The following is a 15,792-nucleotide window of genomic DNA, read 5'->3' as shown; positions in this document are numbered from 1 at the left end:
CGCTGTTTGCGAATTACGCATATCGCTCATCAAGGAGAACGAATGAATATACCGAGCTGGGATTTATCTGTTGCTTACCAAGATCTGAATGATCCAAAGATTGAGCAAGATCTGGCAGGCGTTGAGGCACTGTTTCCAAAATTGGCAACATTGGACTCAACGTCGTTAGATGGTTTGGCATCAGCATTAGTCATGCAGCAAGCCGAACGTGTAAAAGTGATGACGCTCAGTGCGTTTGCCAACTGCATCTTGTCGGTAGATGCGGCGGATGAGCAGGCAAAAAGGCTACTCGGGAAAGTGAATGTCTTGCAGTCCGAGCTTGATCAAGCCATGACCCCGTTTATGCAGGCAGTCGTTAACCTTACTGTTGATGAATTTGATTCTTTGCTCGCTATGGGTGAAAAACAAGGTGAAGCACTATCACCTTGGCGCTTCCTGCTTGAGCGAGAGCGGTTACTGAAGCCCCAGCAGCTATCTGTAGCCGAAGAGCAGCTGCTTACCGCAATGGATGTGGATGGAAAGCTGGCATGGGGACGCCTGTACGACAATATTACCGGTAGCTTGAAAGTGACTTTGCAATTGCCTGATGGTCAACAAGAACGTATGGGGTTATCTCAGGCCGCCAGTATTTTGTACGGCAGTGACAGTTTACGTAGAGAGCCAGCTTGGCGTGCTGTTTCAGAAGCGATGGCTGCACATCAGGAAAGTTTTGCCGCCATCTTAAATGCACTATCCGGTGCCCGATTGACGGAATACCAAAAGCGTAGTCATACCCTGCCGGTTGATTTCCTTGACCCGAGCTTGCACACCAGCCGAATCGATAAAGCCACCCTAGATGCCATGATGGTTGTTGCCAAAGACAATCGTCATACAGGCCAGAAGGCGGGTTTACAAATGGCACGGCTGTTGGGTACGGATAAGCTCAAACCTTGGGATGAAATGGCATCTATGCCAGCATTGTCTGGGGGAGAGGGGACGTCGTACAGTTTTGCCGAAGGTATCGATATTATTCGCGACGCGTTTGGCGATGTTGATCCTGAAATGGCCGACTTCGTCGATATGATGGTGGAGAAGCAGCTTATTGATGCAGCCCCTCAGCCGAATAAGCGTTTAGGTGCCTACTGCACCAAGCTTGCTGATAGCAGAACGCCACTGGTCTTTATGACCTGGGGCGGCAGTATGTCGGATGTACTGACCTTGGCCCACGAATTGGGTCATGCTTTCCACAACTGGGTCATGAAAGACATGCCGTTGGTGCAAAGCCGTTATCCGATGACACTGGCGGAAACGGCCTCTATCTTTGCCGAAAACGTGGTGCGTGATGCATTAATGGCAAAAGCTGACAGTGAGCAAGAAAAGCTGTTGATGTTGTGGGAAGAAGCGCAGTCGTCATTGGCGTTGATGGTCAATATCCCTGTCCGCTACGAGTTTGAAAAAGCCTATTACGAGCAGCGTAAAGAAGGGGAGTTCACACCCGAGCAGCTAAAGACACTCATGGCTGAAACGTGGCAGGATTGGTACGGTGAAGCCATGGATGAAACCAATGAGATGTTTTGGGCCAGCAAGCTTCACTTCAGTATTGCGGAAATCAGCTTTTATAACTATCCGTATTTGTTTGGCTATTTGTTCAGCAAAGGGGTATATGCCCAGCGCGAAGCAAAAGGGGATAGCTTTTATACCGACTATAAAGCTTTGCTACGTGACACCGGCTCGATGACAGCAGAAGAGGTTGTCGAGAAACACTTGGGTATGGATATCCGCCAACCTGAATTCTGGCAGCAAAGTGTTGATATGGTCGCCAAGCAGGTCGATGAGTTTGCTACGGTTATCGACAAGCTTAATGGTTTTCGTTAAAAGATAAAAAAACGGCCTGTAGGTAGTTATCTACCACAGGCCGTTGCTTTAACCTAGCGAAAGCGAATGTATATATTCTAATTTAGCAAGAGCGTCTAGCGAGACACACTTAGAAGCTGTAGCGCGCACCAAGTTGGAAGTTGGTTTCAGCGAAGGCATCGTAATCATTGCGCGAAAGGTTAGCTTCAAGGCTTACATGATCAGTCATTTTCACGTTGTTACCTAGGCGAAGCTCGTACATAGTATCATCGTAAGCTGCGAAGCGAACAGCTGGTTCGATTGTCCAGCGATCCATCACTTGGTAGCGTGCACCTAGCTCACCAGTAAAGCCTGATTGTGTTTCATTTCCGCCAAATGTACCGATTGGTGTTTTTACATCTAGATCGTAACGGGTGTTAGCAAAACCGGCCAAACCATAAACGGTTAGGTCGTCATTCATTGGCATGAAGTAGCCAAGGCCCAGTAGACCATTTGACAAGGTCATATCGTCTGCTGCTACTGCATCACCACGCATTTCTACGAAGAAGTTATCAGTGAAGTTCCAGCTACCGCGTAGGTAAAGGCCAGCACCGCCATCTGTTGTTGCAAGAGTGCCAGTGTTAGCATTTGCTTCAGACAATAGGTCTTCACTGAACTTACTGATTTGCAGACCACCAGAAATGTAGTCGAAGTTCTGGGTCATAGGTTCTTGTGCGCTGGCAGCGAAAGATGCACCCACAAGTGCCGCCAAAGGAAGTAGCATTAACTTTTTCATGTTTATCCTAATGTTGTAATAGAGGCTTACGCCTTTTATGTCGAAGGCAATATTTACCTGCTGACTTATTGTTGCTGTGAATGCTACGCCTTAATAAAACAATGTTCAATAGCGTTTTTGTGATCCGTACATTTCGATACATTTGACGACAGTGTCCCTATTTGGCGTTTGTGTCTGTTTAAAACCTTAAGCCGTTGCCGATTTACTCTTCATTCTGCATTTTGCTACTCTACTTCCAGAAAAAAACTATTTTACTCGTCAATTAACTCTTCTCTTTCATTATCATTAGTTAATAACAAAAAACTAAATAAGGAGAGAGGTAAGCGTCGTGGTTAGATCAATAGATGACCCGAAACAGGCGGCAAAATTCCTGTACCGAGCAACCTTCGGTCCCAAGCAAGGGGATGTCGATGATTTTCTAACGTTAGGGACCGATGCGTGGCTGGACGATCAGTTCACACGTAGCTGGAGATTACACCGGCCTTTGGCTGAAGCCTATGCTAATGCGAGTAATGATAAGCTTAATGAGAATGCACGGCTCAGTGCATGGTGGAACCGCAGTCTCAACGCCGGCGACCAGTTGCGACAGCGAGTTGCTTTTGCATTAAGCCAGATTTTCGTCGTCTCTAGTAACGGTGGTCCTAACTCAGAAGGGCTGGTGGAATACTATGATCTGTTGATCAAGCACGCATTCGGCAACTTTCGTGATTTGCTCGAAGCCGTCACACTGAGCCCTGCAATGGGGAAGTTCCTGACCCTAGAGGGGAGCCGAGCAGCCAATCTTGATGACAACACGTTCCCGGATGAAAACTATGCCCGTGAAGTGATGCAGCTGTTTAGTATCGGGTTGTGGCAGTTGCAAAGCAACGGGATGCCGAAGTTGGATGCGAATGGTAACAAAGAGCCTAGCTACACTCAGGATGATGTCGAGCAATTGGCGAAGGTACTGACGGGCTGGCGTCGTGATACCTATTTAACACCGATGTATGCAGACGACAGGCGCCATGATTTCAGTCAGAAAGAGGTTCTAGGCCAGATCTTCGAGGAAGGGCAGTCCCCCCAAGATGATTTGACTCAGGCGATTGATTTGCTTTTCTACCACCGAAATACCCCGATGTTTATTTCAACCCTGCTGATCAAGCGATTAACCATCAGTAATCCACGGCGTTCGTATATTCAGCGTGTTTCCAATATCTTCAAGGATAATGGCAAAGGTGTCAGGGGAGATATGCAGGCCGTGATCCGGGCCATTTTGCTTGACCAAGACGTGCTGGATGGTAAAGCCATGGCTAATGACCAAAAGGGCGGAAGTAACGAACGTAACTTCGGCAAGGTCAAAGAGCCCCTGATCGCGATGGCCAATCTGTGCCGGGCGCTGAAGGTAAAAAGCAACGATCCTACTCGGTGGTGGGATTTCCCCGCGACGCAGAATAACTTTGGTCAGGCACCGCTACGCGCTTCAAGTGTATTCAACTTCTATCAGCCGGATTATGCCCCCAAAGGGGAGATCAGCGATAAACAACTGTGCGCCCCGGAGTTTGCGATCTTGTCGATGGACAGCATGCGACGAATTTCCAACCGGATGTGGACTGTGATCCTTTCCCATGACAGCACCGATCTCAAACGTTGGTCTTGGAGCCGAAGACAGTACGAAAGGAAAATTAATAATCCCGATGAGTACATTGGTTTGCTAAATGAATGTTTCTTCGCTGGTTTGATGTCAGAGGAGCTGGCAGATTATATCCGTGAAATGCTTGCGACGATGACAGCCGAAAACCGTGAAGATGACAGAAAGATCAACGACACGCTGTTTGCTATTCAATGTTCCCCCGAGTTTCGCTGCCAGGAGTAAACCATGAAATTATCACGTCGCCACTTTTTAAAAAGCACGGCAGCGCTTGGGGCAACATCGGTTGCCCCTGCCGTTACCGGCTTGAATATGGCTCATGCCGCGCCAGATGATTACAAAGCCCTGGTGTGTATTTTCCTGTTCGGGGGCAATGATGCCTATAACATGGTAATCCCTGATGATGTTGGCAATTACCAGAAGTATCAAGCGGCAAGGCCGGGGCTGGCGATTGACCAAAACAGCTTGGTCCCTTTGGGGATAGAAACTGATAACAACGTACCGCTGGGACTGCATCCGGCAATGGCGTCGCTAGGGCCGGCCTTTGCCGACGGCAATGCCACCGTTTTGGTCAATACCGGACAACTGGTGGAGCCGGTTATCGGCAGCCCGAACCCTAATTGTCAGCTTCCTGACTTTTTGATGGCGCATAACCTGCAGCAAACCATGTGGCAGTCTGGTGCCAAAAATATGGGGGATCCACTCGGTTGGGCGGGGAGAATGGTTGAACATATGCAACTATCCGGTACTTTGTCACCTTTGATGTCACTCAACGGTGAGCAGAAGTGGTTGCGGAATAATCATGTCGAGCCTTTGGTGATGACCAGCGATGGGGCTGGTGATTATAATGGCATGAATACCAGCAACCGGGTCGATGCGATGTTGCGTCATTTCAACGAACAATATGCCAATCTGTTTACCGACAATTATTCGACCACCATGGCAAGTCGTTATTACGAGAATGACAATTTGGCCAGCGTGCTCGACACTGAAGAGGATTTGGACGGTTTCCCGACAACTGCGCTGGGGAAAATGCTCCATACGACAGCCAAGTTGATCAAAGTACGTAATAGTAATGCGCTTCAGCATCGCCGTCAGATCTTCTTCCTTGGTCTTGGTGGTTTTGATACTCATAAGGATCAAGCCGATACCCATTCGGCACTCCTAGGGCAAGTTGCCGATGCGATGGCAGCGTTTTACCAGGAAATGCAGGGCCAGGGCTTATCCAATAATGTCACGACTTTTACCATGTCTGATTTTGGTCGCCGTATTATGGCCAATGATTCCGGAACCGACCATGGTTGGGCAGGGCATCAACTCGTGATGGGCGGCGCGGTCAAAGGGGGTAAGGCTTACGGGAAATGGCCTGATTTGTCACCAGAGAGCGAATATAACTACAAAAACGGTCGGTTGATCCCTGAGATCGCCGCTGATCAGGTTAATGCCACGTTAGCGCAATGGTTCGGTTTTGATGGTGAGAGTAAAGCACTATTCCCGTCTTTAGAGAAGTTTAAGCACTCGACAATACCTTTCCTATAGCCTCAACGCCGTGATCCTATGGAAGAGAATGAAAAGCCAAGCATTGCTTGGCTTTTTTTATTCTTTCGATGCCATAGCAGCGATATTGCGTGAGCTATTTATCAAGTAAATTTCAAAGTATTGTCAATTAATTAAATCTTAAAATGTAACATTTTTTGTTTTGATACTTAGTTTCCATAATAAATAGCCTGAATGAAAATTGACAATAAATGAACAATATTTTTTATATGGTCAATATGATTGCTGTGTAGTTGGCTTGATTGAAAATGAAGCTGAATAATAACGTATAAAAGTTGAAGGAAGCGTTGTGGTTACAGCAATAGATGATCCGATACAAGCTGCGAAGTTTTTGTATCGTGCAACATTTGGCCCTAAGAACGGAGATGTCGAAGCACTTCTTACATTCAATGGTGGTATTGATGGTTGGTTTGACGACCAGTTCTCCCGTCAAAATGTACACCTAGGATTAGCACAGAGAGTCGCCGACGCAACGGGTGAGCCTCTTAATGAAAGTGCCCGAATGAGTGCTTGGTGGCAGCGTAGCCTGACAGGTGCCGACCAGCTTCGCCAGCGTGTTGCTTTTGCCCTAAGTCAGGTGCTGGTGGTCTCTAAAAATGGCGGGCCAGCAGGTGAAGGGTTGGTATCATATTATGATGTGTTGGTGAGAAATGCCTTCGAGCGCTTTGATGTTTTACTCAAAGCCGTTACGTTGCACCCAGCCATGGGACAATTCCTAACCTTGGCCGGAAGCCGGGCCTATGACGAAGGTAGGCAGACATATCCGGATGAGAATTATGCCCGCGAAGTGATGCAGCTTTTTTCTATTGGGTTATGGAAACTGAACATTAATGGCATGCCTGAGCTCGATCACAATGGGAATAAAATACCGGCATATTCCCAGCACGATGTCGAAGAGTTGGCACGAGCACTGACCGGTTGGAACAAGGCGAAAAGCGATGATGGTCGCGACAGTAATACCAAGCCGATGGTTGCAACGAAAGAGTGGCATGACAGAGGAGAAAAAGAGGTACTGGGAACGGTCTTTCCGGCAGGGCAAAGCGCAGCAGAAGATCTGGATATGGCGATCCAGCTGTTATATGAGCATCCTAATACCCCTGTATTTATCTCACGTCTTCTTATTCAAAGGCTGACCATCAGTAACCCGCGCCGTAATTATATTGAACGCGTAGCGAGGGTCTTTATCGATGATGGTCAAGGTATACGCGGCAATATGAAAGCCGTTATTAAAGCTATCTTGCTCGATGAGGATCTTATCGCTGGGCGGGCGATGGTTGATTATCAGGAGTTTGGTGCCAGTCAGCGAAATTTTGGCAAGGTCAAAGAACCGGTTATTGTGATGACCAACTTTTGCCGGGCACTGGATGTGAAAAGCAATGACTCGCGACGTTGGTGGGATTTTCCTGGTTTGCAAAATAACTTCGGTCAGGCACCGCTGCAGGCGCCGAGCGTGTTCAATTTCTACGAACCCGACTATGCGCCTAAGGGTGAAATTGCCAATAAAATGCTTACCGCTCCGGAGTTCAATATTCTGGCGATGGATGCCATGCGCCGTATTTCGAATGCGATGTGGGGGGTGATCCTCAGCCACCGATATACCGGCGAGAAGCAGTGGTCCTGGAATAGAACCCAGTTGGAAAACCTGGTTGATGATCCTGAAAAGTATATGGCGTGGCTTAATGAGAGGCTCTTCTTTGGCTTGATGTCAGATGAACTTCATCACTACATCGAAGATTTATTGATTGATATGACCAACCAAAACATCGGTGTCGACAGAAGAACCTTCGCCACATTATTTGCTATTCAATGTTCGCCTGATTTTCGCTGCCAGGAGTAAGTTATGAAGATTTCACGTCGCCACTTTTTAAAAAGCTCAACAGCACTTGGCGCATTATCAGCCTTGCCGGGGTTATCACTGAGCAAGCAGGCTGTCGCCGGTGATGATGAATTTAAAGCCCTCGTTTGTATCTTCTTGTTCGGTGGCAATGATGCCTTCAATATGGTGGTACCTATTGATGGTGAGTACGATAAGTATGAAAAGGCAAGGCCAACGCTAGCGATTGAAAAGCGTGATTTGATCGATATTGGTATTCAATCAGAAGCCGGTGATAACCGACCAGCCGTTAACCTCGGTTTACACCCTGCAATGGCCAGGTTGGAATCTGTGTTTAGAGATAATAATGCGACAGTCATTGTTAACTCTGGCCAGTTGGTTGGACCAATTATTGGAGAAACGAATCCTTACCCTGTCCCTGACTTTCTGATGGCGCACAACCTACAGCAAACTATGTGGCAGTCTGGTGCACTCAACATGGATGACAAACTGGGTTGGGCGGGACGTATGGTTGAAAGCGTTTATATGTCTAATGATTTGTCGCCAATGATGTCATTGAATGGTGAGCAGAAATGGCTGCGCAATGATATGTATGAGCAAATGGTGATGACGGGAGGGGGAGCCGGAAAATATAACGGATTAGACCAACATGAGCGCTATGAAGCGATGACCTATCATTTTGATCGGCAGTTTAATAACTTGTTCAAAGACAACTACGCAGATGTCATGTCGAGCCGATACTACCAAAATGAGAGGCTTGCTGAATTGTTGGGTGAAGAGGACGATGACAGCGTCCGTACATCTTTAGGCGAGCAGCTGCATACCACCGCCAAGTTAATTGAAAAGCATGCTGAGATGGGGCACCACCGCCAGGTCTACTTTGTTGGCCTCGGAGGGTTTGATACGCATCATAACCAGAAAAATGTTCATCATGCTTTACTCGAGCAATTGTCTGACGCGATGGCAGACTTCTACCAAGCGCTCAAAGATATCCAAATGCTGGATAAGGTCACTACCTTTACCATGTCCGACTTTGGTCGTCGCCTTATGGCCAATGATACCGGTACCGATCATGGTTGGGCCGGCCACCAACTCGTGATGGGCGGTTCGGTTAATGGTGGTAAAGCTTACGGTAAATGGCCTGACTTAACGCCGGGCAGTAAGTACGACTACAACAATGGTCGCCTGATCCCTGAAATCGCGGCTGATCAGGTGAATGCGACTTTAGCCAATTGGTTTGGCTATACGGGGAATTTAACGGACTTATTCCCATCATTAGACCCATTCCCAATCAAAACGATTGATTTTCTCTCTTAATTGACAACAAAAAAGCCAGACTCATCGTCTGGCTTTTAACTTAATTTTTGATACAGCATCATTGCTAGCTAAGCACCACCCCCACGCTCAGCAGTAGCATAATCATCACAGTCAGGATGCCAATCAGCGGGCCGATAAAGCGTAGCCAAGATGAGTAGGCAACGCGCCCGATGGCAAGCCCACCCATGACAACGCCAGAAGTCGGTGTGACAAGGTTAGGAAGACCAGATGCAGATTGGAAAGCCGTAACAACCAACTCTCGGCTAACACCGGCAAAATCAGCAAGTGGTGCCAATACCGGCATTGAAAGTACGGCAAGACCAGATGATGAAGGCACAACAAGACACAGTACCGCTTCTACCCAGTAGATGGCATTGATAAAGGCAATCTCATTTAACCCACCCAACAAGCCTTCAGCATAGTTAAGGATAGTGTGTGTGATATTACCGTTGTCCATCACGACAACTAGGCCACGAGCAATCGCAATGATCAGGGCAACACCCAGCAGATCCCTAGCACCATTGACAAAACTGTCGGTGATTTCGACTTCAGATAAGCGACCGACAAAGCCGACGAGGATACTGGAGCCAATAAACAGGGCTGATAGTTCCGCCATCCACCAACCCGCGACGGATACGCCCCACATCATGACGACAAACGTCAGGGCAAAAATGGCTAACACCGCTTTACGGGTATTGGTAAGCTCGGGTGTGGTTTTTTGTTTACCATGAAGGAAATGGTTAAGGTTATCGTCATGCTGGTGGGCGACAATAGAGCGAGAGGGATCTTGTTTAACGCGTTCTGCGTACCGCATGACATAAAAGACACACAGTAGCCAACCAAGAATGAGGATGACAGCCCGAAGGGCAAAGCCTTCCATGAAACTGATTTCAGCAGCATTGGAAGCAATAACAGTAGCAAAAGGGTTAATGGTTGAGCCGAGGCAGCCAATACCTGCTCCAACCATAATAATGGCGACACCAACAATACTGTCATAGCCTGCTGCAATCATGACCGGAATTAGCAGGGCATAGAAGGGGATTGTTTCTTCAGCCATACCGTAAACCGTCCCACCTAGTGCGAAAAGCCCCATAAGGATCGGGATCATCCATTTTTCCCGGCCTGCAAGACGCTTCATTGTACCTGCGATACCCGCATCAATCGCCCCAGTCTCGGTCACGACCGCTAGAAATCCACCGATAACCAACACGAACAAGGCGACATCAACGGCCCGCGCAACATAGTCAGATGGGTCGTAAAAACCTTGAATAGGGGCCATCAAGATATCAATAATACCTTGAGGGTTCGCCTCGACGGTTTGGTAGGAGCCAACAACTGGAACCAGTTTGCCCAGTGTTTCATTGAGCTCCATCTGGTATTGACCCGCAGGGATCATCCAAGTGAGTAACGCCATGAATACTGTTAGCAACATTAAGATTGTATAGGCAGAAGGAAATTTAAATTTGCTCATCGTTCAGTCCTTTATGGGGCCCGCAGCCCCATATTTGTCAATTGCGCTTGGCTTACGCTACAAAGTCCATGATTTCCTGGGCAGAAAGGTTATCAAGCCCCATTTTTTTTAATGTTCTCCCTGTGGTGAAATAGTCCGTGTCGTTATAGGCGTTATCAATGTGCAGGCAGGCGGTGATCATCGGGGTATTTACCCCAGTCAGTTGGCCAAGCTCAAAGCAAGGCACCAACAAGTAAGCGGCATCTTCTGTGATATAGCGATTACTCGCCGAGTTTGGTGCGCTGTTGAGCTTGCCGTGCGTTTCAGAGGTGCGGTTAACTTCATAAACGGTTTTGCAATCCATGTTGTAAAGCGCATTCATTGCATCTAATTCCGGTTTCAGCGACAGATTGAGTTGCTGGCCGATAGCGAGACGCTCACTTTCCATTACCGCCGCGGCTTTGGCCGTTGAGACAGAGCAGCAATCTTTGTAGTAGTTGAACTGGCCATCAAAGTTTTCCAGCAGCCCCATATTCAGTGTCGTGAGCAGCGGGTGTCCACCAAAGTTAATATTCTCTAAACCCGCTTCAAGCACGTTATTGAGTGCGGAAAGAGGGAGAGGCATTACTGCTTGAAGGGCATCAATTGCCACCTGTGTGCGCTTGGCGGGGAAAGCTGCCACGGGTAGGAACTCTTTCATCCCTAAGATCGCCAACTGGGCAGGCCCGACAATGCGGGTGGCCCAAGGGATTGAAATAGCATCGACAAAGGTAATATCAAGCTCGCCATAACCTTGCTCGTGTTTGATTTTATTGAGTACTAACGAGCCGTAATTCCCCGGCATCAGCATGACGATTTGACCATCACGAAGATGAGGTAGCATCTCAATAAACAAAGGCTCTTGGGCGAACGAAGGCACTGGAAGTACCACAATATCGGCATAAGCCAGGGTTTCTTTAAGATCTCGACTGACCCTGTCGAGAGTTTGAAACCCGGCGAACGTGAGCTCCACGTCATTGAAGTGGCTAAGGGCTTCGATACCACCGCGTTGTTCAATATCTTTCAGTGGTTGATCAAAGCCCGGGCTACCGTAAAGGCAAACATCAGCACCCTGTTTAGTGAAGTGATAGGCCGCTGTTAATCCGGCGTTTCCTGAGCCAATGATAGAGACACGATTTGTCATGATTATTCCTTTTAATGTGTGTCGTTGTTATGGCTACAGTAAGGAATTATCGTGTTTTATCGCCAATGCCAAAGGAACAAACAGCCATGCAAAAAAGTAATATGATAAATATCAATTGGCTTTATATGACTGATTTTTAATGTTTAATCATTGATTTGTTATCGCGGGCTATATGCAAGGTAAGTGTGATGTCATCCCAAAGGCTATTCATCAAGATCTCTCATCGGACCTATTTTTAACTGAACATCAAGCGAGTCGGCCAATAGCATGAATTGCTCGATGAAGTGCTCGGCATGGCGATGGATAGGTTTGAGTGCTGGATAAAGAATGTCAAATTCAAACGCTAGGTTGAAAACGAGCGGTCGCATAACTACATGTGGGTGCTCGCTTTCCATGACGGCGGTAAACGGGTCAGTGATCGCAATACCAATGCCTTCTTTTACTAGCGCCGCTGCAGTACTGGCGAGTGACACTTCGATATGCTCGATAGTCGATAGGTTATAGCGTCTTAGCAAGGAATCTATTTGGCGCTGGGTGGCGTCTTTCTCATGGCGGATTAATACCTGATCGGCAATATCATAGATATCGATGACTGTTCGTTTTGCCAACGGCGAGCTGGCGGGGAGCAAGCATACGCACTCGCATTCTACACGCTGGGCTTTCACACCTGCCACGATATCATCGACAAAGGCAAAACCGATATCGGCGGTTTGGCTTTGTACCCGACGCACAACCTCTTCTGAGCGATAGGTCTTAAAGCCTAACTTTAGCCTAGGTGTTTGGGTTAGAAAGGTTGCTACGACGCGGGGTAGGAACGCATTGGAGAGTAGCGGCATGGCGGCAATATTGAGGCTACCAAAGTGGCTTGAACGAATAGAGTGGGCCACTTGATCTAAACCGGACACGGCGTCGAATACCTTGGCCACCTCAAGATAAAATGCCTGCCCTTCGTCGCTGAGTTCAAGGCGGTTACCTTTACGAATAAACAATTTAAACCCTAGCCGTGACTCTAGGCTTGATAATAATCGGCTCACCGCGGGTTGGCTGAGATGAAGGCGCTCGGCGGCCGCGGTAACAGTCTGGCATTCAATGACGGCTTTAAACGCATTAAGTTGGCTGAGTTTCATAATAGTGCAGGGTAATTTGAGTTTGCGTTAAGCTAGCAAAATCATGGCTTGGTTTCTTTGAGCTAACATTGATATTCAAATCAACAGAATACTCTTGCCTAAAATGTCAGCAATATCATAAAAATGGATCATCGCTCCCATCAATAACCCAAATGGTGCTTTTTCAATAAAGGAATAGACTAGCGCTTTTCTTTAATAGTCGTACACCCATGCAATGTTCTCACTATGACCTGCAGCGCTGCCGCTCTTGTGTCTATTCTGATGTGCCTTATTCTCAGCAAGTTCAGCGAAAGGATGAACAGCTAAAGCAGTTGTTTTCATCGATGATGCCTGAACAATGGCTTCCCGCTGTTTGTAGTGATGAAACAGGTTTTAGGAACAAGGCCAAAATGGTGGTGTTGGGGGCAGCGCATGCACCAGTTATTGGTATCGATGGCTGTGACAACCAACCGGTGAGCTTGTGTAAATGCCCACTTTATCCTGATGATATGCAGGTTTTGCTGACCTATTTGGAAAATTGGATCAGAAGAGCGGGGATCCCGCCTTACAATAAAATAAAAAAGAAAGGTGAGCTGAAATACATCTTGCTCACTCGCTCCGAGTGCCAAGGCGAATATATGATGCGGCTTGTGTTGCGAAGCCGAGAGGCATTAGCCCGCATAGAAGCTAACCTTGATCGCTTGCTTGCTGATTGCCCACAAGTAAAAGTGGTGTCGGTGAACCTACAACCCATCCATATGGCTCGCTTGGAAGGAGAGGAAGAAATTTTCCTGACCGAGACCCAGCAATTGGTTGAGGTATTCAATGGCGTCCCATTGGTGATCAGGCCGAAAAGTTTTTTCCAGACTAACCCCAAGGTTGCAGAAAAACTCTACATTACAGCTCGTGATTGGGTAAAGGCGTTATCACCAAATACTATGTGGGACTTGTTCTGTGGTGTTGGCGGCTTTGCACTGCACTGCGCCAATGACGTCGAACAGGTTGTCGGTATTGAAATTGAACCTGAAGCGATTGCCAGTGCTAAGTATTCCGCCAAACAATTAGGGATTAACAATCTGGACTTTGACGCCTTGGATTCAGCCTGTTTTTCACAACAGCAGGGGAGTGCGCCCGAATTGGTATTGGTTAACCCGCCACGCCGTGGGTTAGGGCAAGTATTAACGGAACAGCTCTCGTTACTGGCTCCTAAACACATTATATATTCGAGCTGTAATCCACAGACGTTGAAACACGATTTGTTAGATCTACCGCACTACGAGCTAAAACGACTACAGTGGTTTGATATGTTTCCCCATACCGAACATGCCGAAGTGATGGTGTTGTTAACGCATAAAGGATAAGTCGAGGAACAAGTGTCGCCTGCGTGACACTTGTTTAATTTTCGATGTGGTTGGTATAACTTTTTATTGGACAGAAGTCATTTAGACTTAAACGCCTATATGCTGTTATTGCCATAACTTTTCTGAATGTGGAACGTCAGTGACATTCATAGTTGGAGCGCATAGATATTCAAAAGGCAAGGTTTCAAACCTTGCCTTTGTCATTATTTATACCAGCCGTCCACTAGCCCCTTTGCTTGCTCAAGCACAAGCTTGATTACCTCTCCTGCCGCTGATTTATGAAGCTGCTGAGTTAGCTCTATCGCAAGGTTAGGTAAAGCATCGATCCCAAGCTCACGCACAGATAATTCGTTTTCGACCAAGGTTCGCTAGAATGCCATTTCATCTGCGGATAGGTTTAGTTTGTCTCATAGACTATACCTTAAGCATTGAGGCTTCCATAAATCCCATCTAAGTTCCAGTCTATGAATTCTCTCAAGAAAGTTAGCCTCCGACAAATCCGGGACGATTCACAATATGGTGTTACTGGCGTTTTCAATGATGTGGCTATCATGTACCGCAAAGATCAACATGCCTAAGCAAGGTCACTTTAGGCAATGATATGCCAGTTCGGTTAAGGTTAGATACTAATCTTTGAATCACGATATTGTTTCGGTGAGCAATTCATTCTTTTTTTAAACATCCGGGCAAAATGTGAGGTATCCGAATAGCCAAGGTTAATTGCAATTTGATGACTAGTCCATGTCGTGTTCAGTAGCATTTGGCACGCATAATCAACCAGAAGCTCTTCGTTTATGTTGCGAAAAGTCGTGCCACACCGTTTTATCTGGCGTTGTAACGTTCGTACTTCTATGCCGACTAAGTCAGCTGCAAATTCAATAGTTACTTTACCCGATGATATATAAGGTCGAATAGCTGACTTAAATTTACGTAGAAAGTCATCTTGATTTGCTGCTTCAATTTTTGCGATTGTTAAACTACCTTTATTTTTTTTATTGATAACCGCACTTTCAGGAAGAATATAAAGTGGGATCGCAACCGCAGTAACCGGGCGAGATGAAAATATTTGTGCTTGTTGAAACCCGTCAATACTATTAATTCTGTCTATCATTGTAGCGCTACTTTGAATCGCAGCATTCTCATAAGAAATCGTACGATGAGTTAACGCACTCAGGATTTCACGAAACATGATAACGGTAAAAATTTCGGAGGCTGTAAACCAAGCTTTATTGTCTAACTCCCTTTGACGAACTAACCACCAGTTTTTACCTACAAACTGAATAGACACTTGGCTGTCTCCATAGAAAGACTTTAATACATCACCTAAACCACTTAGCGCTTCAATGAGAGAGCTATTTGGCCGAAGAAATTGCAATAGATTAGGTACTAGGCTCTCTTTACAGATATCACCTAGGAGTGAGTCGAACTCGGAATCAGATAAGTTCGTAAATAGCTGTTCAAAAATTACCTTAATTGCATTTTTGGGCAATTGCGTAGAACGACAACGAGCATTTAGCGCTTCAATTGGAATTTCAGATAGATCTAAAACATTAGTTCTCTTTGATACTTCAAAAACGAAGTTTGTGAAATAACTTTTCTGGATAAATTCGATGTGGGCAAACTTCATCGGGATTCCTATTCAATTCTTTAATCACTGCTGTGTCGCAAAATGGCTCCATGCGCGGGTTTAGCTATCTATACTAGTTTATCTTCTTATTTAGACGCAACTCAAATCAATCAGAGAGATCC

The 15,792-nt window shown here is 46.6% G+C and carries 11 protein-coding genes and 1 pseudogene; 6 read left to right on the top strand and 6 right to left on the bottom strand.

All coding sequences use genetic code 11. From position 1 onward, the window contains the following. Positions 1-42: 42 nt before the first annotated feature. Entirely contained in the window at positions 43-1,854 is a 1,812-nt protein-coding gene (locus C9I99_RS07225; protein WP_107348189.1) for a M3 family oligoendopeptidase, read from the top strand. 109 nt (positions 1,855-1,963) lie between these two features. On the opposite strand, the gene C9I99_RS07220 is transcribed toward C9I99_RS07225, so the two are convergent. Further along, positions 1,964-2,608 carry an outer membrane beta-barrel protein gene (locus C9I99_RS07220; protein WP_107348188.1) on the bottom strand — a complete coding sequence of 215 codons (645 nt, stop codon included), beginning with the start codon at positions 2,606-2,608 and terminating at the stop codon, positions 1,964-1,966. 328 nt (positions 2,609-2,936) lie between these two features. Here C9I99_RS07220 and C9I99_RS07215 point away from each other — a divergent pair, with 328 nt between their 5' ends. From C9I99_RS07215 to C9I99_RS07200, 4 genes are all read left to right on the top strand, one after another. Continuing rightward, on the top strand, positions 2,937-4,460 hold the full coding sequence (locus tag C9I99_RS07215; protein ID WP_243734346.1) for a DUF1800 domain-containing protein: 1,524 nt from the start codon (positions 2,937-2,939) through the stop codon (positions 4,458-4,460). Positions 4,461-4,463: 3 nt separating this feature from the next. Beyond that, positions 4,464-5,774, top strand: a complete 1,311-nt coding sequence (locus C9I99_RS07210; protein ID WP_107348187.1) for a DUF1501 domain-containing protein — start codon at positions 4,464-4,466, stop codon at positions 5,772-5,774. 307 nt (positions 5,775-6,081) lie between these two features. Continuing rightward, the gene (locus C9I99_RS07205; protein ID WP_243734344.1) at positions 6,082-7,629 is read left to right on the top strand and encodes a DUF1800 domain-containing protein; all 1,548 of its coding nucleotides are present in this window, start codon (positions 6,082-6,084) and stop codon (positions 7,627-7,629) included. Positions 7,630-7,632: 3 nt separating this feature from the next. Next, on the top strand, positions 7,633-8,943 hold the full coding sequence (locus C9I99_RS07200) for a DUF1501 domain-containing protein (protein ID WP_107348186.1): 1,311 nt from the start codon (positions 7,633-7,635) through the stop codon (positions 8,941-8,943). A 64-nt stretch (positions 8,944-9,007) separates the two neighbouring features. On the opposite strand, the gene C9I99_RS07195 is transcribed toward C9I99_RS07200, so the two are convergent. From C9I99_RS07195 to C9I99_RS07185, 3 genes are all read right to left on the bottom strand, one after another. Continuing rightward, positions 9,008-10,414 (bottom strand): YfcC family protein, encoded by a 1,407-nt coding sequence (locus C9I99_RS07195; RefSeq protein ID WP_107348185.1) that lies wholly within the window; start codon positions 10,412-10,414, stop codon positions 9,008-9,010. Positions 10,415-10,466: 52 nt separating this feature from the next. Beyond that, complete coding sequence (locus tag C9I99_RS07190) at positions 10,467-11,576, bottom strand: NAD/NADP-dependent octopine/nopaline dehydrogenase family protein (protein WP_107348184.1); 1,110 nt, start codon at positions 11,574-11,576, stop codon at positions 10,467-10,469. 203 nt (positions 11,577-11,779) lie between these two features. Next, positions 11,780-12,703, bottom strand: coding sequence for a LysR family transcriptional regulator (locus C9I99_RS07185; protein ID WP_107348183.1), 924 nt, complete (start codon positions 12,701-12,703; stop codon positions 11,780-11,782). Positions 12,704-12,912: 209 nt separating this feature from the next. Between C9I99_RS07185 and rlmC the strand changes: the two genes are divergently transcribed. Further along, complete coding sequence (gene rlmC / locus C9I99_RS07180; protein WP_107348182.1) at positions 12,913-14,043, top strand: 23S rRNA (uracil(747)-C(5))-methyltransferase RlmC; 1,131 nt, start codon at positions 12,913-12,915, stop codon at positions 14,041-14,043. A 203-nt stretch (positions 14,044-14,246) separates the two neighbouring features. Here the strand turns inward: rlmC and C9I99_RS07175 are convergent. Both C9I99_RS07175 and C9I99_RS07170 read right to left on the bottom strand, forming a co-directional pair. Continuing rightward, positions 14,247-14,450: pseudogene (locus C9I99_RS07175) on the bottom strand (hypothetical protein); the annotation flags it as partial. Positions 14,451-14,662: 212 nt separating this feature from the next. Further along, positions 14,663-15,670, bottom strand: a complete 1,008-nt coding sequence (locus C9I99_RS07170) for a helix-turn-helix domain-containing protein (RefSeq protein ID WP_107348181.1) — start codon at positions 15,668-15,670, stop codon at positions 14,663-14,665. Positions 15,671-15,792: the final 122 nt, after the last annotated feature.

The sequence above is a fragment of the Photobacterium lutimaris genome (genome assembly GCF_003025555.1).
GTDB lineage: Bacteria > Pseudomonadota > Gammaproteobacteria > Enterobacterales > Vibrionaceae > Photobacterium > Photobacterium lutimaris.
This window is presented reverse-complemented; position numbering and strand designations above follow the sequence as displayed.